This is a genomic window from Melioribacteraceae bacterium 4301-Me (assembly GCA_041538185.1).
GTDB lineage: Bacteria > Bacteroidota > Ignavibacteria > Ignavibacteriales > Melioribacteraceae > Pyranulibacter > Pyranulibacter aquaticus.
Genome location: JBGORM010000002.1, coordinates 1 through 25,909, shown reverse-complemented (window position 1 = coordinate 25,909; position 25,909 = coordinate 1). Strand labels below are relative to the sequence as shown.

Genomic DNA, 25,909 nt, shown 5'->3' with positions numbered 1-25,909 from the left:
TGTTAAAAATTAAGACTAAAAATAACGACAAAATTTCATCATAGAAATAGAGGCGAACAAAATGGCTATTCAAAGTATTAATCCAGCTACAGGAAAACTTGAAAAGACCTTTAATGAATTTTCTCTTGAAGAGGTTTTTGAAATAATAGAAAAAACACATGAGACCTTTTTAAGCTGGAGAACGACATCATTCTCAGAGCGCAAAACATTAATGAATTATGCTGCATCTGTAATGAGAAATAAAAAAAACTATTACGCAGAAATTATTACAAAAGAAATGGGAAAACCAATTAAACAATCTATAGCTGAAGTTGAAAAATGTGCATGGGTTTGTGAATATTTTGCTGAGAATGCTGAATCATTTTTACATAATGAAAAAGTAAATACAGATGCAACGGAAAGTTATGTGCAATTTGATCCAATTGGTGTGGTTTTAGCTGTAATGCCATGGAATTTTCCATTTTGGCAAGTATTTCGATTTGCTGCACCAGCTTTAATGGCAGGCAATGTTGGAGTTCTAAAGCATTCTTCAAATGTGCCAATGTGCGCTTTAGCAATAGAAGAGATTTTTCAATCTGCCGGCTTCCCAAAGTATACTTTTAGTGCGCTGCTAATTGGTTCAAATAAAGTTAAAGATATTATTAAGCACCCCAAAATTAAAGCTGCTACTTTGACTGGAAGCGAGTCTGCGGGAAGACAATTAGCTAAATTTAGCGGCGAGCAATTAAAAAAAACGGTTCTGGAATTAGGGGGTAGTGACCCATTTATCGTTCTGGAAGATGCTAATTTAGATGAGGCTGTCAATACCGCTGTAACTGCAAGACTAATAAACAATGGACAAAGCTGTATCGCTGCAAAAAGATTTATTGTAGTTGAAAAAATTTTTGAAGAATTCAAGCAAAAATTTATTGATAAAATGGAACGTATTGTAATTGGTGACCCAATTGACGAAAAAACTGAACTTGGACCTATTGCAAGAGAAGATTTATTGCATGAATTAGATACCCAAGTAAAAAAATCTGTACAAATGGGAGCTGAAATCTTAACCGGTGCAAAAATACTGCCTCGACAGGGTTTTTATTATTCACCAACGATATTAACTAATTTGAAAAAGGGAATGCCAGCTTATGATGAAGAAATTTTTGGACCTGTTGCAAGTTTAATTAAAGCACAAGATGAAAACGAAGCTATAAGAATTGCTAACGACACAGACTTCGGTTTAGGGGCTTCCGTATGGACTAACAATATTCAAAAGGCAAAAAAAATTGCTACAGAAATTCAAACCGGTAATGTTTTTATTAACGATATGGTAAAAAGTGACCCGCGATTACCTTTTGGAGGTGTTAAAAACTCTGGATACGGTCGAGAACTTTCAACATACGGAATTAAAGAGTTTGTAAACATTAAAACTGTCTGGATAAAATAAATTTGCCTCCGATGACAAAAAGATGTGCATGGTGCGGCGACGACCCGCTTTATATTGAATATCACGACTACGAATGGGGTACCCCTGTTCACAACGATATAAAACTTTTTGAGATGCTTATACTCGAAGGCGCTCAAGCTGGCTTAAGCTGGATTACCATTCTCCGTAAACGTAACAACTATAGAAAAGCTTTCGACAACTTTGACCCTTTGAAGATTGCTAATTACAATTCAAAAAAAATAAACAAGCTTTTATCTAATAAAGGAATAATACGAAATAAATTAAAAATTGAAGCTGCAATTCATAATGCTCAAGCATTTATTAAAGTTAAAGAAGAGTTTGGTTCGTTTGATAATTATATCTGGCAGTTTACTAATTATAAACCCATTATTAATCAATGGAAATCAATTAGGGAAATCCCATCTAAAACCACAGTTTCCGATATAATGAGTAAAGAACTTAGAAAACGCGGGTTTAAGTTTGTCGGTTCTACTATTTGCTATTCTTTTATGCAAGCTGTGGGCATGATTAACGACCATACAATAGACTGTTTTCGTTACAAAGCTTTATTACCTAAATAGAAACTTCTGAAAAGTTCAATCTGTGATTTTGAAAAAAAATTGATTAACATCTGGCGAAATTTATGTCTCGGTTTTTTCGGAGAAAACATAAAATATCGATAATCTACTGCATCAGCTCTAAACATAGTTAAAGAAGAAAGATTTTGAGTTAGCTTGGTATAACTAAGATTAAGAGAAAAAATACTGTAAGTCGGTTCGCTGAACCGACCATAGGTCACTTCAAAATTGATCCCAAAAAATTAATGAGAATTCACCACGTTGTGGTACGTCATCATAGTCATGTAGCTTGTTTAACCCACTTAGCTGTAGCTTATCGGCCCGGAGAGAAAATCACATAGAAAAATTTTAAATAAACCTAACGGGAAGAACTTCTTTCTCTTGCGTTTAAACCTTTAATATGGATCTCACTTTTTAACTTATCCGCCGTATTCTGGCGAAAAAACCTTACTTTTTAGACAGCCCACTATCGTAAGTCGGTTCGCTGAACCGACTATTTACAAGAAAGGTAATGTGAAAAAGTACTGAAAAAACCTTGACAGAAAAACATGCCAATGACTTGGGGTAACCTGAGTAACATAACAAAATTCACAAACCCGCTAATCTTATTAAAGCCTCAAACTGTCAGTTATTCTTTAACAATTTTTTCCTAAGCACAATAAGCTCAATAGCAATAAAATATCCACATAAAATTAACAAAATTCTGTTTTGCTTAAATCCATATGAAAAACTAAATTGCAAAAAAACTTCCACTAATATTTGAAAGGAGCATAAATGAAAATAGAGCGTCGTGAATTTTTGAAAAAGGCATCCATAGCTGCTGTAGGCGGCACTGCATTAATTTATGGCTGCGGTGAAAAGAAAGGTGAAGCCCCGGCAGTAATTTCTAATAAAAAATTTGAATGGAAAATGGTAACTGCCTGGCCACCTCACTTTCCGCTCTTGGGCGATGGAGCAGAAGAATTGGCCAAATGGATTTTTGAAATGTCTAACGGCAGACTAAAAATTCAAGTCTACGGCGGCGGAGAATTAGTTCCGCCACTGGAAGCATTTGATGCAGTAAGCAGCGGCGTTGCAGAGATGGGTCATGGCGCAAGTTATTATTGGGCGGGCAAATCAACAGCTGCGCAATTTTTTACAAATATTCCTTTCGGAATGAACACTATTCAAACTAATGCATGGCTTACAGAAGGTGGTGGTTTAGACTTATGGCGTAAACTTTATGAGCCTTTTAACTTAATGCCCTTTCCAGTGGGCAACACGGGTGCACAAATGGGCGGCTGGTTCAATAAACAAATTAATTCTTTAAGTGATATTAAAGGATTGAAAATGAGAATTCCTGGACTTGCCGGAAATGTTTTCACTAAGGCAGGCGGCACTGCAATTCTCTCAGCTGGAGGTGAAATTTATACTAATCTTGAACGCGGTGTTATTGATGCAACAGATTGGATTGGTCCATATCATGATTATTTAATGGGCCTTCATAAAATTGCTAAATATTATTACTACCCTACTTGGTCTGAACCAACAGGTGTTATTGAACTAATAATTAATAAAAAAGCTTACGAGCAGCTTCCTTCAGATTTACAAAATATTATTAGAATTGCTGCTTATGCTCAAAACACAACGATGCTTTCGAAGTTCGAAGCTCTTAACGCAGAGTACTATAAAAAATTAAAAGATGAAGAGAAAGTTCAATTCAAAAAATTTCCCGATGATGTGATTTCAGCATTCAGAAAATACTCCAAAGAAGTTATTGATGAAATTACTTCAAAAGATTCAATGAGCAAAAAAATATACGATTCTTACATTAGTTTTCAGAAAAAAATAGCTCCTTGGTTCGATTTAGCTGAGATAAATTACAACGTTTAAATGCCAATTAATCTAGGCAGCCACAGTGCAATATCTGGAAAGAAAATAACTATCAACAAAGCTGTAACTTGAATAATTACATAAGGAACTATTCCTTTATAAATATGTGCCGTTGTAATTTCAGGCGGTGCTACGCCTTTTAAGTAAAATAACGTAAAGCCAAATGGCGGGGTCAAAAAGGAGGTCTGTAAATTCAATGCTATTAAAATACCAATCCACACTAAGTTAATATTCATGTGAATAAAAATTGGTGCAACTACTGGAACAATAATGAATGTAATTTCTATGAAATCTATAAAGAAACCGGCAACAAAAATTACTGCCATAACTATTGCTAAAAAATGATGCGGTTCTAAGTTTGCTGAAATAATTAGATTGGTCAAATAAATATCGCCATGCAGACCTCTAAAAACCAAACCGAAAGCTGAAGCACCTACAAGAATTAAAAAGGCCATGCTTGTTAAAGTCGTTGTACTTATCATCACATCTTTTAAGATAGAAAATGTAAACTTACCTCGAATAATAGTTAAAAGAGTTGCGCCGAAAGCACCAATTGCAGCTGCTTCAGTAGGTGAGGCTATACCCGCAAAGATAGAGCCAAGTACAGCAAGTATTAAAAAAAATGGAATGATAAAAGCTGTGATTATTCTTTTTATCTTAACTTTCCCTACAAAAGCCTCAAGTTCTTCTTTTGGCATTGCAGGCGCCTTTTGTGGTTGAGTAATAGAAATAAAAACTAACCATAAAAAATATAAAAGTACCAACAAAAAACCTGGTATTACAGCAGCGATAAAAAGCGTTCCAACAGAAACGTTCAGTACACTCCCTAAAAGTACAAGCACAATACTCGGCGGAATAATTTGTCCCAATGTTCCGGAAGCTGAAATAATTCCAGTTGCCACTTGCGGATCGTATCCCTTTTTTAACATTGTAGGTAAAGTCAGCACGCCCATTGTAACAACAGTGGCACCTACAATGCCAGTCGCTGCTGCCAGCATAGCACCAACTATCAATACTGAAATTGCAAGCCCACCTTTGCGTTTCCCAAATAATAAAGCCATTGTTTCCAATAATTCTTCAGCTAAGCCCGACTTCTCAAACATAACCCCCATAAAAACAAAAAGTGGAACAGCAATTAAAATGTAGTTTTGCATTATTCCCCAAATACGAAGCGGCAGCAAGTTAAAGAAATCTAATCCAAAGGTTAACAGACCAAAAATTATTGAAACACCACCCAATGTAAATGCAACCGGATAGCCCAACAGCAATAAAATTAAAATTACAACGAAGAAAATAATAGATAAAGCCCCAGCCATATTCAGTTTTCTTTAGTATTAAACTTGCCTGCTACAATCAGAATTGATTTGAATAAAAGTGAAATGCCCTGCAGTAAAATAAAAACAAATGCAATTGGCAAAATAGATTTTATAATAAATCGCGCTGGCAAACCCCCAGGATCCGGTGATGTTTCACTAATTAAAAAAGAGTTTTCAACAAAATTCCATGAGGTGTAAAGTATCATCAAAGAGAATGGGATTAGGAAAAAAAAAGTACCCAAAATATTAATCCATGCTTTCTTTTTTTCGGAAAGCCGCACGTAAATTATATCTACTCTTACATGATTTTCAGTTAGTAAAGTATAACCGCCGCCTAATAAAAATATAACTGCAAATAAGTGCCATTCAAGTTCTTGTATTGCTACACTGCTTGATTTGAAAAAATATCTCGTTACTACATCATAACAAACAACAATAACAAGCAATGCAGTTAAATAGGAAACTCCAATTCCAATTTTGGAGTTTAGTTTATCAACAGCCTTTATATATTTATTTATGAAATTCATAAGATGCACGGACAAAAATATGATATTGTATCTTACTTTGAAAGAATATTTTCGAAAAAATATATACTCTATTTAAAACAGGAAAACAATTGTAGGGACGGGGTTTTCTCGACCCCTACATGGTACAACCATTGAATCGTCTGTTTTCACCATTATAAAGGCAAGGTTTTGTCTTACAAGTTCCTATATCTTTTATAGGAACGAAGTAATCCACTACTACAAAGAATTAAGGCCTTACCTTTATGTTTGAGATTGATTTCACTCACTTTATTCGTTTGCAATGACAGTAGAAGCATGATTGGTTGAAACATCGATTTTTCCAGTGTAACAAGTATTCATTTGTTACACAGAGAATATAGTCCATCTAATTTTAGTAGTTGATAAAACAAATAAAGCCGGTCTCTGCGAGGCAAACTTTTTTAATTTTCATCACGAGGGGCTGCCTTAAAAGTAAATTTTTACAATAAAAAATTATTTTGGACAAACATGATTTAGTCCAAGAAATTGGTTGACACGATTTTTTATAAAAATTGGGAATTAATTTGGAGTATTTGATTTCAGATATATAATTTGTTGTAGGTCAAAACCAAAAAGTTTATTTAGCCCTGATGTTTTGGCAGAAAATTTAGGTCTAATTAAGAAAAATTAATTTTTAGAATGCACCTATTTGAGGTAAAAAATGTACACATCAAAAGTAAAAGTCTTTTTTTATGATGCAGACCCTGCTGGGATAATTTTCTTTTCAAATATTTTTCGATTTGCACATTCCGTTTACGAAGAATTTATGCGCACTCTTAATACGGAAAAAAATTTTTTTATTGATAGAGATTTTTTGCTTCCAATTATTCATGCTGAGGCAGATTACTTAAAATCGATTAAACCCGGTGATGAGCTTAAAGTAGAATTAATTGTAACGCAGCTGAAAAAGTCATCTTTTGAATTAAGCTACAACATGTACAATACAAATAGCGAATTAGCGGCTAAAGTGAAGACTGTTCATGTGTGTAGGGGGAAAAAAGAATTTAAGAAGATTGACATGCCGGAGGATTTATACAAAAAATTATCAGCTAATATGCAGCAAGTATGATGGTACCAGGGTCCTTCTGCTCTTATCTATGTTTTCATCAATCGACAAAACAAATAAAATCGTCATTACATGTCGTGCCTTTTATCGGAATGAAATAATCCCCTACTATAAAAATTCATCATCTCATATTTTTGTTGTGGATTACCTCACTCACTTCGTTCGTAATAACGGTAATGAGTTGCATCTATTTTCATCAATGCAGGGGCAAGGTCCTCTTGCCCTCGCATGTCCTTTGATTTTTGTTGAAGTGTAACTATAGCAGCTGAAGCAGCAATGACTAATTGTTTTTTCTAAAGTCGTTCATAAATTCTACTAAATCTTCCACACCTTTTTTAGGAAAAGCATTATAAATAGAAGCCCTTATTCCGCCGACACTTCTATGCCCTTTTAAACCATCAAAACCTTTTTTCTTAGCTTCTTCTACAAATTTCTTTTCCAAATCTTCATTAGGAAGTCTATAAGTAACATTCATTAAAGAGCGGTCCTCTTTAACTGTTACTGTTCCTTTGTAATAGCCGTCGCTAGAATCAATAGCATCGTAAAGTATTTTTGCTTTTTCAACGTTACGTTTATACATTTCATCAAGTCCACCCATGCTTAATAACCATTTAAATACAAGTCCAGCAATATAAATCCCAAAAGTAGGCGGTGTATTATAGAGTGAATTATTTTCAGCATGTACCTTGTAATTCAAATAAGTATGTAAAGAATCAGAGCTTCTTTCAAGCAAATCTTTTCTTACAATTACAACAACAACACCGGAGGGTCCAATATTTTTTTGAGCGCCCGCATAAATCAATCCATATTTTTTTACATCAATTTTTTTATGAAGTATATCAGAAGAAGCGTCACATACCAAAGGAACGTTGCCTACTTCTGGTTCGTTTTTAAATTGTGTACCATAAATTGTATTGTTGGAAGTAAAATGAACATAAGCAGCATCAGGGTCCAATTTTAATTCAGATTGTTTTGGCAAACGAGTAAAATTTTCTGATTCGGTTGTGGCAGCTATGTTAACTGTTCCTACTCTCTTAGCTTCTTTCAACGCTTTCTTTGCCCATGAACCGGTTATTATATAATCAGCTTTGTTCTTAGGAGGCATAAGATTTAAAGGAACCATTGAAAAATGCAAAGTTGCACCGCCTTGTAAAAACAACACGGAATAATTTTCAGGTATTTCAAGTAATTTTCTTAAATCTGATTCGGCTGTTTTAATAATTTCATCGAATATTTTTCCTCTGTGGCTCATTTCCATCACCGACATTCCAGAGCCCTTGTAAGAAAATAAATCCTTTTGAGCTTCAAGCAGTACCTCTTCAGGCAATACAGCCGGTCCAGCACTAAAATTATAAATTCTTTTTCCCATGTTTTTATCTCTCTTATTTTATGATTTATGATTATTGTTAACGTAATTCATTCAAATTGCTAATCAAAATAATTTCCCATTTCATTATACAATTGAGTGAATCAGCAGTCCATCTCTTAACTTAGGTTCAAACCACGTAGATTTTGGGGGCATTATTTCACCCATATTAGAAATATTAATCAGGTCATCAATTGAAACGGGGTACATTGAAAACGCAGCTGCAACTTTTCCGTTGTTAACCAAGCTTTCTAATTCTTCAGTTCCTCTAATTCCACCGATAAAGTCAATTCTTTTATCTGTTCGAGGATCCTTAATTCCTAACACCGGTTCCAATAAATAATTTTGTAAAATACTTACATCCAAATTCTCAGCTATAGATTCCGTTAGTTTTACATTTTCATTTGGTGTAAGTAAATACCACTTATTTTGAACGTACATGCAAATAGTTTGTTTCTCAGCAGGACTTTTCAACTCTGTTTCTTTCACAATAAAATTCTTTTTAACTTCTGTTAAAAATTCATCTACAGAAAAATTATTTAAATCGTGTACAACTCTATTATAAGGAAGAATCTTTAACTGTTCAGCGGGGAACAAGACGCCAAGAAAAAAATTATACTCTTCTTCACCTGTATGCCTGACATTATTATGCTTTTTAGTTTCTCTTGTACGCCATGCACTTGCAGCGCGGTGATGACCATCTGCAATGTAAAGATTTTTAACTTTGCCAATTTCATAGATAATTAAATCATCATAGTCTGACGGTATCAGCCAAATTGTATGTTGAATTCCATCATTCGAACGAAAATCATATAATGGTTCATTTCTCTCTATTACCTCTTTAATTGCATTATTTACAGCTTCAACTCCATGATAAGTTAAAAAGACCGGACCAGTTTGAGCATTAGTTGCTAAAATATGATTCGTTCTATCATCTTCTTTTTCTTTTCTTGTCTTCTCATGTTTTTTAATAATATTATTTTCATAGTCATCCACACTAAAAGTTGCTGCTATTCCTATTTGAGTTTGATTTCCCATTGTTAGCCGATATAAATAAAAATGAGCAGTAGTATCCTGCACAAGCGGAGCTTCTCTTTTAAGACGCTCAAAATTTTCTTTTGCCTTTTCGTAGACTTCTTGTGAATAAGGATTTACATTCGCTTTCAGCTCAATCTCCGACCTGGTAACCCGCAAAAAACTAATCGGATTACCTTTAGCTAAATTTGCCGCTTCCTCTTTATTTACCACATCGTAAGGTACGCTTGCAACAAGGTGGGCTACTTTTTCCACTGGCCTGATTGCCTTAAATGGTCTTATAACTGCCATTATTTATCCTTTTAATTTGAAAAGTATTTGAAATTTTTCTTATGAAAAATATCACTTATGCATAAGAATGTAAAATTTTGATGCAGGAAAGGGGGATATTTTATCTCAATTAACCCAAATTCTTCACCAGCCCGAATTGGCATGTAGAAGCTTATTTTTAATCACAACGTGGTGAATTCACATAAGTTTTTTGAGTTCAACTTTTACTCTACTTCAGTTAACCTTCCGAAACAAAAACGTTGACTAACAACGTAGGAGTAAAACCTACTGTAAAATAGTTTTTAAGATAACTGAGAAAAAACTTATTCACGATTCTTCTTATTAGAAAAAATGGTATTTTCCCAACGAAAATTTACCTTCCAATTATTAAAAATATTTTTATTTTGCTACTAAAAATTGGTGGTGCTATGAACAAAGCTGAAGTAAAATACTTCACTCCAAAGGAAGCAAGGAAAACTCTTCCGCTAGTAAAAAGAATTGTAAAAGATATACTTAATAATGCGTTCCAGATAAGAACTATAGTTGATTCATTAGGTGAAGGGGCAGAAAACAATTATGAAATTCAAAAATTAAGCAGCGAAATTAATTATTACATGCACGAACTCGAAGAGATTGGCTGCTCATATAAAGATTGGAATTTTACGGTAGGACTTGTAGATTTTCCGGCAATAATTGATAATGAAGAAGTTTTACTTTGCTGGCGCAGTGATGAAGACGATATAAAGTTTTATCACAGTATTGAAGAGGGATACGCAGGCAGAAAACCAATACCAGAAAAATATTTAAAATAGCATAAAGAACAATTAATCAAGTTTCGTTAATAAAGCAAATCAAAGCTGAACAGCTTTAAATAAACTTTAGAAGTATTACAATAAAATTGTTTTTCCCTTCGATTACCTCAATCTAATCTTTCTTCTCTTCTATTCTGTATGAATGAGTAATTTCAACTGCTTTTTGCAGCATTGCGGTTACGCTGCAATACTTTGTTTGTGAAAGTTCTATTGCTCGCTCAATATCTTTTATCGATAAGTCTTTCCCATAAAAAACATACTCAAGATGAATTCTGGTAAATACCTGCGGATGTTCATCTGCTGTTTCAGCATTAATTCTAATTTCAAAGCCCTCAAGTGGAACTCTTTTCTTCTGCAAAATTGATACAACATCGCTACCTGTGCATCCGCCTAAACTTATTAATATTAATTCTTTCGGCCGAATTGCAGCATTACTGCCGCCAAAATTTTCCGGCCCATCCATCATAATCCAATGATTCGAATCTGTTTTACCAGCAAATGTAATCCCCTGTAATTGCTTTACAACTGCAGTCTTTGTTGCCATAATAATTTCCTTTTATAATTAATTACTAAAAAATTTATTTACGACATAATTGTATTTAGTTTTTCTTTTGCGTTAGATGTAAATTGACTTAATAAAGATTCACAGTTAAATAACAAATTAACTGTCTTACAACTTAGTTTTAAACATAATAGCCATTGCTTAATCAATAATAGTTATACAAAAAAAGTGAAAATAATTTTGAATAAATAGTAAACAGAAATTAAATTTAACGGTCTTTTGTGAAATAATTTAAAAAACTATGGGAAAAATAAAGTTCGTTATTAAAAGAACAGGAGCAATAGTTCCATTTAATCCTGATAGGATTACCAACGCAATATACAGAGCAGCAGTGGCTGTAGGCGGACGTGACAAAGAAAAAGCCGAGCAATTATGCAAACAAGTTGTAGCAATTATGGAAGAGAAATTTGAAGATGGTTATAAACCGCATATCGAAGAAATTCAAGACATTATAGAAAAAGTGTTGATTGAAAATGGACATGCAAAAGTAGCAAAGGAATTTATTCTTTACAGAGAAGAAGCAGCCAAACGAAGAAGAGCGGATTCTAAACATTTTTCAAAACCGTCAGAATTTATTCCTTGGGCTAAAGTTTGGCGTTCGTTAGATTGGGCTGTTAGTCACAATTTGCATACTGTACAAGCAATAAACGAACGAATTAGAGCCGGTGAGTTTCCTCATATTGTTCACGAATGCGAGACCTTTTACGAAACTCAACTTGATACCGCAGCGGAAATTATAAAAGAAAGAAGCGACAAATTGAAAATGGTTTTTGTAAGCGGCCCTTCCTCATCGGGTAAAACTACTACTACAATTAAACTTAAGCAGCGACTTAACAAGTTAGGTATGAATTTTAAACCTCTCGTTGTCGATAATTATTTTTTTGACTTAGAGATGCATCCAAAAGATGAATTTGGAGATTATGACTTTGAAACACCTCAAGCATTAGATCTTCAGATGATAAATGAACATCTTAAACTTTTGGCAGATGGCAAAGAAGTAAAAGTGCCTTATTATGACTTTAAACTTGGAAAGCGGTTCTTAAATCAAACTCCACTCCAGCTTAAAGAAAATGAAGTACTGCTTATCGACAGTCTTCATGGATTACACCCGGAATTCAGCAAGGAAATTTCTGCTGATTTAAAATTCAAACTTTATCTTGAACCACTCCTTCAAATGAAAACCGGTGACGGTGTTTATATTAGATGGACTGATTTACGTTTAATACGACGCATGTTAAGGGATTCTGTACACAGGGCTTATAATCCCGAACAAACATTATTGCATTGGCATTATGTTCGCTCTTCAGAAAAAAGAAATATTTTGCCCTATTGCAACACTGCCGATTATATCATAAACACTTCTATGTCTTACGAAGTACCTTTATATGCTTCAAAACTTCTAATTGATTTTATTGAATGGGAGAAAAAGTATAAAGACGACCCACTAAGAATTGATGCCTACACAAGAGCAACACGGATAAGTAAAGTCCTTCAAGAAGTTGAACCAATCGCAGACGACTCGCCGATACCGGGTGACTCTGTATTAAGAGAATTTATTGGTGGAAGCACATTAAATTATCATTAATATTGAGATACACATTGAATACAAATTACCGTTTCAAACTAATCTTAAATTAAAACCCGGAGATCACCCTCATGGAATGGATAATACTACTAACATGGCTATCAATAATTAATGGCGCTTTGGGTGGACAATATCTTCTCAATTGGATGGGAAATCAGCCCGAATACACTGGGGGCAGCAGAGTGGACGTAACACCTGGCGTGATGACATGGTGGCGTGAAATTTCTAAATTAGCCTGGGCTGTAGTTGCTGTGTTTATTGAAATTATTCGCGGCAAAGAGCTTAAATATTTATGGCCTGGAATATTATCTTTAACAACAATAATGATTTGCGCATTTACTGGAGTAATAGAAAATATCGGCTTCTTTTATCTGCCGAGATATTATTCTCCACACATCTACGCACCATACGTTAATGTCTATTTAGCTTTTTTGCCTTTTTTTGGTAAAGTACTGTTCAACGCTCCAATAAGAAAAGAACACTGGTGGGGAATTTCACTTGTAATTATAGGCCTGAGTATACCTCACATCCCAAGCATAATAGGAACACACGTCGACCCAAAGTCAGTTTTAGACTTAAATGCTGTTATTTGGATTATAATAATCAACTGCTGTTTGTGCTCTCAACAAGTCCTAAACAACAAAACGGTTCAGACCGCGCTTAAAGGTGTTGGACCCAATGCACTTGTGGTCTGGCGAGAAATATGGAAAATGATTTTTATTACTGCTGCACTTTTTATATTCCCGTTAATTGGCGATGCACTGCATGCAAACTTGCCATTAAATATTTCAGCTGAAGAGTTTCAGTCTGCGGTCTTGTCAAAAGTAAATAACAACAAAAAAGAATTACTGCTAACTAACTATCAACAAGTAAACAATAAATTTTACTTAAAAGAAAATTTACCCGAAGAGACTAAGAAAGAATTAAAAGAAGTCTTCGTTTCAGTTGATTACAATCGATTCTTCTCTTTGTTCGAAGGCACTATTATTCCTAATAACTGGTTACCAATTATATTTGTTGTTGCAGCTGGACTTTCCGGCTACATTTACAGTTTTGGCTTTTTCAAGCTTTCTAAATTCGCTGCACATTTTTGGGTACCTTACACAAACGTATATTTAGCCTTACTGCCATTCATCATGCTTTTATTCGGCAGAAATGTAACATTATGGCAAATTATTGGAGCTTTTGTTGTAACTTCTGGATTAATGGTTGGTGTTTCCGACTATAGCAAAAATAAAGTTGTAGAAATCGATAAAAAGTATAAATAATATTTTATCGACTTGAACTAAATTGGTCTATAAACAAAAATAAATTATATATTTGCTAATAACGTCTTTCAATTTCATGTTTAATAACAACACGGAGGAAAATATGGAAGACTTCAACGAAATTAATCTAAACGAAACTGTTTCTTCAGAAACAAAAGCACCATCAATGTTCCAAATAACATTTGGACAGATGGTAAGAGACATGAAGTTTGTAGGTGTTTTTATAATTATCTACGGCGCTCTTAATTGCCTGTCAATTATTGGAGCTGTAGTCGGCATACCATACATATTAATTGGCTTGCGTATGCGCGAATCCGCCGAACAATTTGAGCTATTTAAAACAACAAACGACCCTCGTGCTATGCGTTACGGCTTCGAGTTACAAGCAAAATATTTTAAGATATTAAAAATACTTGTGATAATTACACTAGTGCTAATTGCTGTTAGTGTAATTATATTTTTTGCAATTTTTATTCCTTTGCTAAGCTCATTTTCACATTTGCAGCAAAATAATTCATTCTAATAACAAAAAAGGTTTTATGTTCAAATGCTGTTTACTCAATCAATTAGTGATGAAAGCAGAGCAAAACTTTATTCATATGCTTATGCTTTAATGTTAATTACAATTTACTACAACATTGTAGAAGGATTAATTTCAGTAATTTTTGGATATGAGGATGGTACGCTTTCTTTACTAGGTTTTGGAATAGATTCATTTGTAGAAGTAATTTCTGGAATTGGTATTTGGCATTTTCTAAAAAGAATTAAGCAAAAAGGTGAAGAAACACGAGATGATTTCGAAAAAACAGCATTAAAAGTAACTGGGACTGCATTTTACTTTCTTTCCGCTGGATTAGCAGCAACTGCCATATATAACGTAGTTACAAATCATAAACCAGAGACTACTTTCTGGGGTATAGTGATTTCTATAATTTCAATTTTGGCAATGCAGTTGCTCATTATGTATAAAATGAAAGTCGGCAAAGCGCTCAATTCTCAAGCAATAATTGCTGACGCAAAATGCACAAAAACTTGTTTGTATCTCTCAATTATTCTCCTTTTAGCAAGCCTCGGCTATGAATTAACTAACATTGGCGGAATTGATTCTATTGGCGCAGTTCTTATTGCTTATTTATCCTATAAAGAAGGAAAAGAATCTTTTGAAAAAGCTCGCACAAACAAACTTTGCTCGTGTGAAGACGAATGAAAACATCACTTACTGAAAAATTCGGTTTGGTTTTAAACTAAAGGATTTGCTGGTAGCTTATAAGCGTTGGAAAGTGAAACTTTAGCTCAAAGAACAAAACCTCAGTTTATTGTTTGTGATTTTAACTGTTGGTCGGGTCAGCCTCCTGACCTACTTGGGACTTACTACTGATATATTAAGCTGCTGTTAATTAAAATTCTGCAAAAATTTAATAAACTCATCAGAAATTACATTATGTATGGCTGCCGAGTAATGCGGTGTGAAATCCCAGAATAATTTTCCCTTTGCATCGTTTAACTTGCCATCAAAAGCAAAAAAGCTTCCTTCGTAGATTGGATTCAGCAAGTCAGTAAAACCATAACTTACTGCGTGGTCAGTTACATCTTTCAGAAAAGCTGCAAAATCCCATATTTTTATATCAATCCCTAATTTATTACTCCATTGAACAACTGCTTCTTTAAGTCGTGCATTATTTCTTTTTGCCAATTCAAAATAAACTTTATCTGCTTCTACTGCACTTGAATCTAACTCTATGGTTGCAGCATGATCGTTCAGAGTAAAAATAACAATTCGTTTCCATCCCATTTCTTTAATTCGAGAGATAGCCTTTTCTATTGAAGATATTACATGATCCACTTTTGAATCATTTACTTCGTTTTCAAGGCTATAGTCGTTTCCACCAATAAAAATAACAACAAGGTGATTTAATTTAGGGCGTATTGCAGATGCTCTTAGCTCTTCAACCTGTTCAAGAAGTCCTGTAAACATAATAGCATTTCGAATAGTTGAGTATGGCTCGGGTGCCTGTGGCGGGATTTTTAAAGCTATAGCATTAAGAGAATCGGAACAAGCTCCACCGTAGGCAAAATTCATGTTAGCATCGCCAACAAGGTTAAATTTGCTTGCAACTAATTCTGCCCATGTTGGACCGTTGCAAAATCTCCCTTGAAAATACGGCGGAGTTACTGGAATCAAATGATTGGTCTTATTATAAATGTTGCCTGGATCACTATTGCTATCACCAAAAACAATAAGTTGATCCAGAATTTTACTGTTGTTTTTTGTTTCTTCATTTATATCACAAGATATAAGACTAATTGTTAAGATAATTAACCAAATTAATTTTATATCTATCCTCATTGCTTATTTCCTTTTTTATTTATTTTTTGGTTAGAACACCGGTTCGACCAAAGATTATCTTCATTTTAGTATATTTATTTTTTTTACCATTGCTGATGAATCGACTAACTGTTAGTTAGGACGCTGTCCCGGTTTAAGTATTAACTTTGAAAAGAATTTGTAGTCGGTTCAGCGAACCGACTTACGGTAGGTCGGGACGGCACTCCAACTTACTGTATTTCATCAACTCAATTGTCTGTTCAATTGCTTTCTTATTCGATACAGGAACATAATTGAATCTTCTGATAAATTTACTACTATCGAAAAAGTAATCTCTATCGTATTGGTATCTCATCTCATAAATCTCCTTTAGGACCGGCACAAAAAAGCCAAGCAATTTGATACTCCATGCTGGTAACACCTTAAGTCTATTTTTAACATTCATAATTTCAGCAAACATTTGTGTGAATTCCCGTGCGGTAGCATGAGATTGATCAACTGGTAAATTCCAGACTTGATTAAATGCATCATTTGTGTTCCCTAACAATGCTGCGCCCATTGCTAAATCATAGGTATAACCAGGAGTATAAATTACATCGGCATTGCAAAACCACAGCGCTGGTTTACCTTTTTGAAGGTTATTATAAATTAAATTCATTATTATGCTGCTTTTCTTTATGGGACCAAAAAAGTCGGGTGAGCGTGCAATAATAGCTTCAATATTTCCTTTCTCAACATTTTCTATGATATATCTGTCAACAAGCGCTCTTATTTCTCCTTTTTTACTTGCAGGATTAATTGGGCTTTCTTCAGTAATATGATTTATATGGTTACAGTCAATTGCGTATATATTGTCAAAGAACACTAATTTAGCTTTATTATCTTTGCATGCAGATACAACATTCTTAATAAATGTCAACCAAACTTGCTGCCATATTTTTGTTTTATATTCGAAGCCAATGGTTACATAACATACAGTGCTACCTTCAACAGCTTTCGATAATTGTTGTGCATCTGTAAGATCAGCAGCCAAAAGGAAGTCAGTTTCATTGACCTTCTTTGGATTTCGTGAAACTAACCGTATTTTATTTGTAAATCTCTTCAACGCCTTTGCAAGCTCAGTCCCAATAGCGCCGCCAGAGCCCAAGATTGTTTGCATATAAGTAATTTATTTTATTAGAATGAAATCTTTTTTCATCTGATGATAATTATTTCCCCACAACTATTAAAGCTGCGGTGTTTTAACATAAAATTTTTCGACTATTTTTCAGCAGCCAACATTTTAATTAAGCTGCATAAAAAACCCGGAGTTGAATCAAAGCTTGAACTGATTAATTATTTTATACGCCAACAATTTTGCACTTTCCTTTAACTCAGAATTCTTCAAAAGAGCAAGAAGTTCATCAATCGGGAAATTTTTAGGCAAAACATTTTTTTCTTTCAATTCAAAAAAGATATGGTGTGCACCTTCCAAGAGAAAGACCGAATCATTTTTTTTCATCAAGGCTTCAAGTACAGGTTTAACCGATTGCATCTCTAATCTAATTAATCCTTCTGCTGCAATCCACCTTATATCACTCTTATCATCATTTAGAGCTTGAATAAGATATGGTATAGAATCAGGTAAGGCTAATTCTTCAAGAGTTTTAACAGCCTCCCATCGATATAAATGCTTGGGATGATTAAGCAATTTTCCCATATGGTTAATTACTATTTTACCTTTAGAAACAAGTTTCTTCCTTGCATTTTTTCTCTCTGTCCCATCTTCGCTTAGAAGTGATTCTAATAATGAATCAAGCTTCTCATTATGTCCATTTAAGGTTTTCTTATCCACTTTTTATTCCTATTTTTTATCTGTGAAATTTAATTCCAGTGTGATCTAATAGTCTGTAAATCTTTACTTTCAAAAAATCAGTTATAAGAAAGGCGACAATAGCATAAGCCCAGACGAACAGTGCCAGTTCCCATGAAATTGGTGAGATGAACCACCCATATACAGCAAAAAGTGTAGCTAATAATTTTGTAATTACAGCTGACCATAGTAAAACAGCACTTGGTTTTATCGACCAAAAGGGCCCACGAGTTCTAGTTAAAAATATTGTAAGATGACCGGCAATTGCTAACTTAAGGAAAATGAAAGATTGTAAAACACCAGGTGACAAATGAAAATAATCCCTTCCTAAATAGTAAATTGTAAATGAACTAACAACGCCTATTAAACCTAAAAAAGTTGCCATACCCAAAACAATTCTCATATCCCATCTTTCAGGATTATTGGAATATTTTACATTATCATAAGCTATAGCCATTATTGGCGCATCATTAAACAATGCAAGCAGCACAATCATAACTGCGGTAACAGGATAAAAGTTAAAAACTATAATGGCCAGAGTAATAAAAAACAACACTCTTATTGTCTCTGCAATTCTATAAATTGCATAACTATTCATCCGCTGAAAAATTTTTCTGCTTTCTTTCAGAGCGTCGATAATAACAGACAATCCTGGTAACGTTAAGACTATATCGGCAGCTGACTTAGCAGCGTCAGTGGCACCTGCTACGGCAATTCCCACATCGGCTTTCTTCAAAGCAGGTGAGTCATTAACTCCATCACCAGTCATGCCAACTATATGTTTTCTTTCTTGTAAAATTTCTACTATTCGATACTTATGTTCAGGAAAAACCTGAGCAAATCCATCTGCATTTTCAACAACATCGCCAATTTTTTTATCAGACTCATTAAGTAATAGTGAAGCTTCCAAGATGTTACTTTTCAGATTAACTTGTTTTGCTATTTGTTTAGCAATAGCAGTATGATCACCAGTAATCATTTTAATATTAATACCCATCGCTTGGGCTGTTTTTATGGTTTCTGCCGAATCATCTCTCGGAGGGTCAAAAAGCGGAATCAGGCCCGCGTATTTCCACTCGTTTTGATTATACATTACAGCTATTCCAAGTGCACGGTAACCTTTCTCAGCGAGTTCATTAACTTTTGAGTTAACAAGTTCTGTGATTTTTTGTTTTTCTTTTTCAGAAATTAAATTTAGAATAACTTGCGGTGCACCTTTTGCTACTTTACAATTCTTATTTTCATTTGATGTTACATAAGCCTCACTTCTTTTAATTACAGGGTCGAAAGGCTTGAAGTAGTTTATTTTATAAGATTTTATTTTCTCTCGAACACCTACTACGGAATTGGCTTTTCTTAGTATAGCAAGATCTATTGGGTCATTGTCCTCTTCCCTTGAAGATAATGAACCGAATATTAAAATGTCGTCAGCAGTAAATCCTTCAAATGGAATAACTTCGGATAGAGTCAATTGGTTTTTTGTTATAGTCCCGGTTTTGTCACTGCATAAGATATCCATACCAGCCATTTCTTCAATAGCTGTAAGTTTACTTACAATTGCTTTTTTCTTAGCTAATACTGAGGCACCGACGGCCATTGTTACAGATAGTACCGCAGGCAAAGCGACAGGAATAGCGGCTACTGTCAACACTAAAGCAAATTGTAAAGTATCTATAAAACTTTCATGGCGAAAGAATGAAACCATAAAAATTATCACCACCATAAAAGCTGCGAGTGCAATAAGATAGTCACCAATTTTTATTACAGCTTTCTGAAAATGACTTATAGTTTTTGCTTCTGCAACTAATTTAGCAGTTCTTCCAAAAAAAGTATTTGAACCAGTTGCCACGACTAACCCATTCATTTCACCTTGATTAACAACAGAACCTGAGTAGCCTATATCCCCATTGTGTTTTTCTACCGGCAACGATTCTCCTGTTAGCGCGGATTCATCAATCATTAAATATTCACCCGAAAATAATTTTACATCGGCTGGAATTATATCACCTAATCTTAAACGAATAACATCTCCAGGGACAAGTTGACTTGCCTCTATTTCTTTCCATTTGCCGTCCCTTATAACTTTTGCATTCAATGCTAACTTTTTCTTTAATTCGCTTATAGCATCACTTGCTTTATTTTCCTGCCAGAATCCAACGACTGCGTTTAACAGCAAAAGTACAAATATAATCCAGAAATCTTCCCAATGATTTATTATTGCCGAAAGGATAGCTGCCAATTCAATCATCCAAGGAATTGGTCCCCAAAAGTAACCAAGAAATTTTAATATTGGATTTTCTTTTTTTTCGGCTATTTCATTATATCCGTATTTTTTAGTTCTCTCCAAGGCTTCTGAATCAGAAATACCATTCTCGCTAGACTCTAATTCTTTAAAAGCTTCTTCGAGAGATAATTTTTTCAAAGCATTCAAATTTTCTGCTTCGTCTTTCATAGTTGCTCCAACAAATTAATTAATAAATAGTTCCGGTCAGTTTTATTCACCATGTTTGATTACTCTTCCTTTCAGTTTTCTATAAGCATATTCAAATATAATAGCCCCGGTAAATGCCGATATACTAATAAAAAAAGAAGAAGGCTGGGTTTCCCACTGATATTTAATTAACGCTGCAAATACAACTAAGAGTACGGATAAGTTAATTAAAATTAAGAATTTATTTCCACCGTATCGAGAATATATTTTCAGGTGAGATATTAAAACAAATATATAAATAACGGTAAATATCGTACTTGTTATGCTAGCAATTGTATTTAGATTTAAAAATAGTGCGGCAAGCAATCCCAAGCCGGCAGTTAAGTATAAGCCTTCGGTTGACTTGAACCATATTTTCCGCTCGAATATTTTTGGTAGCTTGCCATCTTTTGCAATTGAATAAGCAATGTTAGCCCCTCCGTAAATTGTAGCATTTAATGCTGAAGAGATTGAAAACAACGCTCCTACAGAAATAAGAATGAAGCCAAAGCTTCCCAAAAACGGACGGGCAGCAACTGCAAGCGCATTTTCCTGTGCTTTTATTATATCTGCCAAAGACAAATTACCGATAGTTACAAAAGATATCGAAACATAAATAATCATTACAATAAGAATACTCAAATATATTGCAAGCGGGATATTCTTTTGAGGGTTTTTAACATTTTCAGATGCATTTGTTATTAGACCAAATCCCATATATGACAGGAAAAAAATTACAGAGGCGCTAAGCATACTAGATGAGTGTCTGATATCAAAGACTGGTCTTGCTAAATTCCAGTCAATAGTAAACAGACCTCCAATAATGAATATCATTAAAATGGAAAGCTTAATCAGTACAATATAAAATTCCGCTTTACCTACAGCTTTACTACCAAAAAAATTCAATGAAGTAAAGAACATAATTACAAGTGTAACTATAATGCCTGTTAATAGTCCAGTAGCTTCAATATTAAGGAAAGGGAGAAAATATCCTGTAAATCCTCTGGCAAAAAGTGCAATCGATATTACATATGTCAGCCACATTAAAATACTTAATGCACCAGTTATAACATTATCTCCTATACCTTTTAATATGAATGCGATAGGACCCGCATTCGATATTATTTGGGAGCCGAGAATTGAATAAGAATAGGCAACAACAAGTGCATAAATTCCTGAGAGTACAAATGCTTCGGGTAAATTTTGTCCAGCAATTTCTACACCCAAACCGAATATCGAGAAAATACTGGCACCTATCATTGTGCCGACTGCCATCGAGATTACTTCTATTAAACTAAGTTTTTGATTCTTTCTCATTAACTTCTAATAATAATTTAATATTGTGCTTTTACCGCATACTCTGAAAATGGTTTCAAATAATTACTATTAAAAGATAAACCCAAAAATCCATTAAAATAGGCTGACTAAAAGGTAAAATTTTTATTGGTTAGATAAGACATATGAACTTTGTAATGTAAAGTAATAAACCAATGTTCTACTATCGATAAAATTAACGAATTAAAACAAAAGGATATCATTTCATTTAAGATTCTAATTTATTCCATGTTCATTACAGGGAAATCAATAATAAATTTTGTCCCACGTGGTACATTATTTTCAACTCTTATATTCCCGTTCATTGCTTGAGTAATTGTTTTAACAAGACATAAACCAAGACCATAGCCATTTGTATTTTTTATTGTATTTTGTGAGCGATAAAATCTTTCAAATATTTTTTCTTTTTCTTTTTCCGGTATTCCGATACCATAGTCGGCAACCATTATTTCAATTCTTTCATTCAATTTCAATATTTTTACCAATACCTCGCTATTTTCATTAGAGTACTTAACAGCATTATCAATTAAATTTTCCATAATAATTTGAAAACCTTCTGAGCTTCCCCTCAGATAAATGTTGTCTTGCATATCGTAAATTATATTGTAGCGGTTAAACAGGGGTTTAATTGTTTTATTAATCACTTTAGTAACGTTAATCACACTTTTATTCAGCTCGGGTTGAGTGCTATATTTTGCAATTGTAAGTAATAATTTGATAATATTTATCATTATATTTATTTGAGAATTCAAAACGATTAAAGACTCTTTATATTCTTCGGGCTTTCTATCACGTTTTAGAATATACTCGAGTTCAGTTTTAGCAGCTGTCAAAGGATTCATTAGCTGATGGGATACGTTGTCTGTAAATTGAGAGATATGATTAATATATCCATTAAGTCTGCTAAAAAGGCGATTTAGTGTATCTCTTAATCTTCCAAGTTCATCATAAGAATCTGCTTTGTATTCAATCCTTGTATTTAAATTATTAGCTGTTATATTCTCAGCAACTTCTATAATTTTATTCAGCGGTGCATAACTCTTTTTAGCAAGAAAGACGCTTGAAATTACTATTAAAAACAAAATTACCGGAAGAAGCATAATATTAAAAACAATTATCTCTCTCATTATAGAATTATTTTTATTTTCAAAAGCAGCAAGTTGAATATATGCTCGTACATTACTTGATTTATCCTTAATTGGAGCGTAGGCAACCCGTAAGTTATTGTTGCCTATTTTAGTATCTTCAAATTCAAGGTTCATATTAAATTTTCTTACATCAAACGGAAGTGGCACGAAGGATTGTAGATTATTACTTCTAACAATAAGTCTTCCACTTATATCGTATACTTGCAGGAAAAAAGAACCCAGGTAAACATTTTGAAATGCCGGTTCATTTAATTCGCCATATCCAACGAATTTTATGGTATCGTTTTTTATACTGAACAATTCTTCAAGAACGTCAATTTTATTCTTTATCTCTTTATCAAGATTCTCATTCAATATTTTGTTAGTAATTGCTATTATGAAAATATTTGATATTATAAAAAGCAAAAAGAATATAGCTATATCCCATATTATTATTCTTTTAACAGTATTAGTAAACCACGGTTTTTTTTGCTTATTCCGATATGAAGATGTATCCTTCGCCATAAATAGACTTTATTAATTTTTTCCCAGTACCTTCTTCTAATTTTTTACGAAGATTTTTTACAGTTACCTCAATAATATTACTCAAAGGAACGAAATCATATCCCCATACTAACTTTGCCAGTTCTTCTTTACTTAATATTCTACCTTTGTGTAAAATGAAACATTTTAGCAGGTCAAATTCTTTTCCATTTAAGGGTATTTCACCGCGGATTGTAATAGCTTTTCTCTCAATAAGATTAAGTGTAAGGTTAGACGTTATTAATTCGTTTGTATGTAATTTATACCTCCTCACTACAGCATGAATTCTAGCAATAAGCTCTTCTAAAGAAAAAGGTTTTGTAATGTAATCATCGGCACCTACACGAAGTGCTTCCACCTTATTTGAAATCTGACTTAATGCTGTTAAAAGTATTATAGGTACATTAATTCCATATTCCCGTATTCTTTTACAGACTTCTATACCGCTTATTCCTGGCATTCTCCAATCTAATAGAACGACATCAAAAGGAAATGACTTTACATAGTACAAGGCTTTCTCACCATCATATGCACACCTAACATGATGTCCTTCCTCAGTTAAATTCTTTATTAAAGAATTTACTATTTGCTTATCATCTTCTGCAATTAAAATTTCCATATCATCATACATTTATAATAATCATAATAATAAATATTACAATAAAATTCGATTTTGTAAGTCTATCGTAAAAAATGAAAAAAAATTCATTTTTATTAATTATCACTTTTTATCCACTCTGTTTATCTTAGTACAAGATAAATATATCTTATTATTGTTCAGTCCAAGTTACGAATAGGAGGTTGACATTGTTGCATAATACTTTGCCACGATAATAAATAACATATAAGAGGTTTTTATGAAAAATAAAATGTGTTACCTTGCTTTTTTCATCTCGATTTTTTTACTTTTTTCAATGAAAGTTACCCATGCCCAGCAAAATAATTGTAAAGCATGTCATAGCTCAGAATATGGATTATGGAGTTCAAGCAAGCACGCCGATACACAGAAAGATGTGGGTGACGAATTAGCCTCTAACTGGATAGGACAAACACCTGATTCTGTGATTGCAGGCTCTCAAGCTGAAGATTGTATTTCCTGCCATTCTCCAACTTCAGTTACTGTTAACGGTGGAATGACTGAAATACAGGCTATTAATTACTTTTTTTCAACCGTTAACGGTAAATTTACAGATTCTACCTCTGCTATCCATGTATCGGATTGGCCAAATGTATCCTGCATAACTTGCCATAATCCTCCAACCAATCATCCTTCAAGTGGTATACCTACACTCGGCGTATATAACTCAAAAAACTTAAATTATGACAGTGTTCAAACATCCAATGAATTGTGTGGACAATGTCATGGTAGTTTAAGATTTAGCGATACGGACCATCGCATTTATGATGCATGGAAAATGAGTAAGCACGGGCATGGTGGTCAGCTTGATGTTGCCGAAGAACTGGCATCTGAACATTCTGGAGAGAATTCGGAAAAAGTAATTAAAAGCGAAAATTGCATAGCATGTCACGCACCTACTTCCGTTACTATGAATGGTGGAATTTCTGAAGCTCAAGCGCTTGAAATTTTCTTTTCTACTGAGAATAGCAATTATAGCTCTTCTACCAAACCACTTAATGAGTCAGAATGGCCAAACGTTAGTTGTACCGCATGCCACAATCCTCATAAACCGGGGGTTCTCTCCTACTATAATTCTTCCACAAGGTCGTATGAAGTTATGAATTCACCTAATGAATTATGTGGACAGTGCCACGGAAATTTAAGATTCCCTGATACCGATCATTTAAGTTATAATATTGAATTAGGGACAGGGGGTATAGATGTTCCTGAAATTCATACAATGAATGCCCAGTGTATTGATTGCCATATGTATAATTCAGGTGTAGATGGCTCTAACTCTAATATGTTTAAAGGTCATAGCTGGTCAATATTTGTCAAAGAAGACGACGGAACGTATACTACTTCATGTACCAGATGCCACAGTAACTTTTCCGCTGATTCAGCAATGGCTTTTATTACTAAGTGGAAAACAGAATTCCAAAAACTTGATTCTACTGCTAATGACAAAATAACTCAAGCGCAAAATATTTTGGCCAATAGCAGTGATTCAGTAAAAATAAAATTACTGAACGAAGCTATTTTCAATGTCACTTATGCAGAATCCGATGAAAGTGGTGGGTTCCATAATCATCTCTATACTCAATTGTTACTTACAAGCTCCATTGATAAAGTAAATGACATTATAACAGGCGTAAAAAATACTTATTCACAGCTTCCACTTACTTTTGATCTATCGCAGAACTATCCGAATCCATTTAACCCGGAGACAAATATAGCTTATTCATTACCTGTACGGAGTAACGTTAAAATTATTTTATATAATTCTATCGGGCAACAAGTAAAAGTATTGGTTGATAAATTTCAGAATCCGGGAAGGTATATAATAAATTTCAGCTCTGAAGGATTGGCCAGCGGTGTTTATTTTTACAGAATGTTTACTGATAAAATTGTTTTAACGCGTAAAATGCTGATTTTA

22 protein-coding genes are annotated in these 25,909 nt (G+C 33.8%); 10 read left to right on the top strand and 12 right to left on the bottom strand.

The annotated features are described in order from the left end of the window. The first annotated feature begins 61 nt into the window (after window positions 1-61). The 3 genes from ABRY23_03665 (at window position 62) to ABRY23_03655 (ending at window position 3,876) form a co-directional block, all read left to right on the top strand. The gene (locus tag ABRY23_03665; protein MFA3782141.1) at window positions 62-1,426 is read left to right on the top strand and encodes an NAD-dependent succinate-semialdehyde dehydrogenase; all 1,365 of its coding nucleotides are present in this window, start codon (window positions 62-64) and stop codon (window positions 1,424-1,426) included. Between the two features lie 11 nt (window positions 1,427-1,437). Further along, window positions 1,438-2,007, top strand: a complete 570-nt coding sequence (locus ABRY23_03660) for a DNA-3-methyladenine glycosylase I (GenBank protein MFA3782140.1) — start codon at window positions 1,438-1,440, stop codon at window positions 2,005-2,007. Window positions 2,008-2,778: 771 nt separating this feature from the next. Beyond that, on the top strand, window positions 2,779-3,876 hold the full coding sequence (locus ABRY23_03655) for a TRAP transporter substrate-binding protein (protein MFA3782139.1): 1,098 nt from the start codon (window positions 2,779-2,781) through the stop codon (window positions 3,874-3,876). Here ABRY23_03655 and ABRY23_03650 read toward each other — a convergent pair. Both ABRY23_03650 and ABRY23_03645 read right to left on the bottom strand, forming a co-directional pair. Then, complete coding sequence (locus ABRY23_03650; GenBank protein MFA3782138.1) at window positions 3,873-5,192, bottom strand: TRAP transporter large permease subunit; 1,320 nt, start codon at window positions 5,190-5,192, stop codon at window positions 3,873-3,875. The genes ABRY23_03655 and ABRY23_03650 overlap by 4 nt on opposite strands. A 2-nt stretch (window positions 5,193-5,194) precedes the next feature. Then, window positions 5,195-5,719 carry a TRAP transporter small permease subunit gene (locus tag ABRY23_03645; protein MFA3782137.1) on the bottom strand — a complete coding sequence of 175 codons (525 nt, stop codon included), beginning with the start codon at window positions 5,717-5,719 and terminating at the stop codon, window positions 5,195-5,197. 679 nt (window positions 5,720-6,398) lie between these two features. On the opposite strand from ABRY23_03645, the gene ABRY23_03640 reads away from it, so the two are divergent. After that, window positions 6,399-6,806, top strand: coding sequence for an acyl-CoA thioesterase (locus tag ABRY23_03640; protein ID MFA3782136.1), 408 nt, complete (start codon window positions 6,399-6,401; stop codon window positions 6,804-6,806). A gap of 277 nt (window positions 6,807-7,083) precedes the next feature. Here ABRY23_03640 and serC read toward each other — a convergent pair whose 3' ends face one another. Both serC and ABRY23_03630 read right to left on the bottom strand, forming a co-directional pair. Beyond that, window positions 7,084-8,172 (bottom strand): 3-phosphoserine/phosphohydroxythreonine transaminase, encoded by a 1,089-nt coding sequence (gene serC / locus ABRY23_03635; protein ID MFA3782135.1) that lies wholly within the window; start codon window positions 8,170-8,172, stop codon window positions 7,084-7,086. A gap of 84 nt (window positions 8,173-8,256) precedes the next feature. After that, window positions 8,257-9,495, bottom strand: a complete 1,239-nt coding sequence (locus ABRY23_03630) for a DUF1015 domain-containing protein (GenBank protein ID MFA3782134.1) — start codon at window positions 9,493-9,495, stop codon at window positions 8,257-8,259. 407 nt (window positions 9,496-9,902) lie between these two features. Between ABRY23_03630 and ABRY23_03625 the strand changes: the two genes are divergently transcribed. Next, complete coding sequence (locus ABRY23_03625; protein MFA3782133.1) at window positions 9,903-10,286, top strand: DUF2203 domain-containing protein; 384 nt, start codon at window positions 9,903-9,905, stop codon at window positions 10,284-10,286. Between the two features lie 112 nt (window positions 10,287-10,398). Here the strand turns inward: ABRY23_03625 and ABRY23_03620 are convergent, their stop codons facing one another. Then, window positions 10,399-10,830, bottom strand: coding sequence for an OsmC family protein (locus tag ABRY23_03620; GenBank protein ID MFA3782132.1), 432 nt, complete (start codon window positions 10,828-10,830; stop codon window positions 10,399-10,401). A gap of 259 nt (window positions 10,831-11,089) precedes the next feature. Here ABRY23_03620 and ABRY23_03615 point away from each other — a divergent pair, with 259 nt between their 5' ends. The 4 genes from ABRY23_03615 (at window position 11,090) to ABRY23_03600 (ending at window position 14,908) form a co-directional block, all read left to right on the top strand. Beyond that, entirely contained in the window at window positions 11,090-12,433 is a 1,344-nt protein-coding gene (locus tag ABRY23_03615) for an ATP cone domain-containing protein (protein ID MFA3782131.1), read from the top strand. Between the two features lie 71 nt (window positions 12,434-12,504). Then, window positions 12,505-13,701 (top strand): hypothetical protein, encoded by a 1,197-nt coding sequence (locus ABRY23_03610; protein MFA3782130.1) that lies wholly within the window; start codon window positions 12,505-12,507, stop codon window positions 13,699-13,701. A 103-nt stretch (window positions 13,702-13,804) separates the two neighbouring features. Further along, entirely contained in the window at window positions 13,805-14,224 is a 420-nt protein-coding gene (locus ABRY23_03605; protein ID MFA3782129.1) for a DUF5362 domain-containing protein, read from the top strand. Window positions 14,225-14,248: 24 nt separating this feature from the next. Then, entirely contained in the window at window positions 14,249-14,908 is a 660-nt protein-coding gene (locus ABRY23_03600) for a cation transporter (protein MFA3782128.1), read from the top strand. Between the two features lie 186 nt (window positions 14,909-15,094). On the opposite strand, the gene ABRY23_03595 is transcribed toward ABRY23_03600, so the two are convergent. From ABRY23_03595 to ABRY23_03565, 7 genes are all read right to left on the bottom strand, one after another. Then, window positions 15,095-16,048, bottom strand: coding sequence for an SGNH/GDSL hydrolase family protein (locus tag ABRY23_03595; protein ID MFA3782127.1), 954 nt, complete (start codon window positions 16,046-16,048; stop codon window positions 15,095-15,097). A gap of 181 nt (window positions 16,049-16,229) precedes the next feature. Further along, complete coding sequence (locus tag ABRY23_03590) at window positions 16,230-17,186, bottom strand: NAD-dependent epimerase/dehydratase family protein (protein ID MFA3782126.1); 957 nt, start codon at window positions 17,184-17,186, stop codon at window positions 16,230-16,232. A 156-nt stretch (window positions 17,187-17,342) separates the two neighbouring features. Beyond that, window positions 17,343-17,861 carry a HEAT repeat domain-containing protein gene (locus ABRY23_03585; protein MFA3782125.1) on the bottom strand — a complete coding sequence of 173 codons (519 nt, stop codon included), beginning with the start codon at window positions 17,859-17,861 and terminating at the stop codon, window positions 17,343-17,345. 16 nt (window positions 17,862-17,877) lie between these two features. Next, on the bottom strand, window positions 17,878-20,331 hold the full coding sequence (locus ABRY23_03580) for a plasma-membrane proton-efflux P-type ATPase (GenBank protein MFA3782124.1): 2,454 nt from the start codon (window positions 20,329-20,331) through the stop codon (window positions 17,878-17,880). A gap of 42 nt (window positions 20,332-20,373) precedes the next feature. Then, window positions 20,374-21,666 carry an APC family permease gene (locus tag ABRY23_03575; GenBank protein MFA3782123.1) on the bottom strand — a complete coding sequence of 431 codons (1,293 nt, stop codon included), beginning with the start codon at window positions 21,664-21,666 and terminating at the stop codon, window positions 20,374-20,376. 239 nt (window positions 21,667-21,905) lie between these two features. After that, on the bottom strand, window positions 21,906-23,336 hold the full coding sequence (locus tag ABRY23_03570; GenBank protein ID MFA3782122.1) for an ATP-binding protein: 1,431 nt from the start codon (window positions 23,334-23,336) through the stop codon (window positions 21,906-21,908). Further along, entirely contained in the window at window positions 23,305-23,973 is a 669-nt protein-coding gene (locus tag ABRY23_03565; protein MFA3782121.1) for a response regulator transcription factor, read from the bottom strand. Before ABRY23_03565 ends, ABRY23_03570 begins: the two co-directional genes overlap by 32 nt. A gap of 238 nt (window positions 23,974-24,211) precedes the next feature. Between ABRY23_03565 and ABRY23_03560 the strand changes: the two genes are divergently transcribed. After that, window positions 24,212-25,909: multiheme c-type cytochrome (locus ABRY23_03560; GenBank protein MFA3782120.1), on the top strand; the 1,698-nt coding region annotated here is incomplete at its 3' end.

Coding starts and splice junctions, on each gene's coding strand:
- ABRY23_03610 (MFA3782130.1), top strand. CDS start 12,505: ATGGAATGGATAATACTACTAACATGGCTATCAATAATTAATGGCGCT.
- ABRY23_03615 (MFA3782131.1), top strand. CDS start 11,090: ATGGGAAAAATAAAGTTCGTTATTAAAAGAACAGGAGCAATAGTTCCA.
- ABRY23_03650 (MFA3782138.1), bottom strand. CDS start 5,192: ATGGCTGGGGCTTTATCTATTATTTTCTTCGTTGTAATTTTAATTTTA.
- ABRY23_03565 (MFA3782121.1), bottom strand. CDS start 23,973: ATGGAAATTTTAATTGCAGAAGATGATAAGCAAATAGTAAATTCTTTA.
- ABRY23_03570 (MFA3782122.1), bottom strand. CDS start 23,336: ATGGCGAAGGATACATCTTCATATCGGAATAAGCAAAAAAAACCGTGG.
- ABRY23_03580 (MFA3782124.1), bottom strand. CDS start 20,331: ATGAAAGACGAAGCAGAAAATTTGAATGCTTTGAAAAAATTATCTCTC.
- ABRY23_03605 (MFA3782129.1), top strand. CDS start 13,805: ATGGAAGACTTCAACGAAATTAATCTAAACGAAACTGTTTCTTCAGAA.
- ABRY23_03575 (MFA3782123.1), bottom strand. CDS start 21,666: ATGAGAAAGAATCAAAAACTTAGTTTAATAGAAGTAATCTCGATGGCA.
- serC (MFA3782135.1), bottom strand. CDS start 8,172: ATGGGAAAAAGAATTTATAATTTTAGTGCTGGACCGGCTGTATTGCCT.
- ABRY23_03595 (MFA3782127.1), bottom strand. CDS start 16,048: ATGAGGATAGATATAAAATTAATTTGGTTAATTATCTTAACAATTAGT.
- ABRY23_03590 (MFA3782126.1), bottom strand. CDS start 17,186: ATGCAAACAATCTTGGGCTCTGGCGGCGCTATTGGGACTGAGCTTGCA.
- ABRY23_03640 (MFA3782136.1), top strand. CDS start 6,399: ATGTACACATCAAAAGTAAAAGTCTTTTTTTATGATGCAGACCCTGCT.
- ABRY23_03600 (MFA3782128.1), top strand. CDS start 14,249: ATGCTGTTTACTCAATCAATTAGTGATGAAAGCAGAGCAAAACTTTAT.
- ABRY23_03645 (MFA3782137.1), bottom strand. CDS start 5,719: ATGAATTTCATAAATAAATATATAAAGGCTGTTGATAAACTAAACTCC.
- ABRY23_03625 (MFA3782133.1), top strand. CDS start 9,903: ATGAACAAAGCTGAAGTAAAATACTTCACTCCAAAGGAAGCAAGGAAA.
- ABRY23_03665 (MFA3782141.1), top strand. CDS start 62: ATGGCTATTCAAAGTATTAATCCAGCTACAGGAAAACTTGAAAAGACC.
- ABRY23_03620 (MFA3782132.1), bottom strand. CDS start 10,830: ATGGCAACAAAGACTGCAGTTGTAAAGCAATTACAGGGGATTACATTT.
- ABRY23_03630 (MFA3782134.1), bottom strand. CDS start 9,495: ATGGCAGTTATAAGACCATTTAAGGCAATCAGGCCAGTGGAAAAAGTA.
- ABRY23_03655 (MFA3782139.1), top strand. CDS start 2,779: ATGAAAATAGAGCGTCGTGAATTTTTGAAAAAGGCATCCATAGCTGCT.
- ABRY23_03660 (MFA3782140.1), top strand. CDS start 1,438: ATGACAAAAAGATGTGCATGGTGCGGCGACGACCCGCTTTATATTGAA.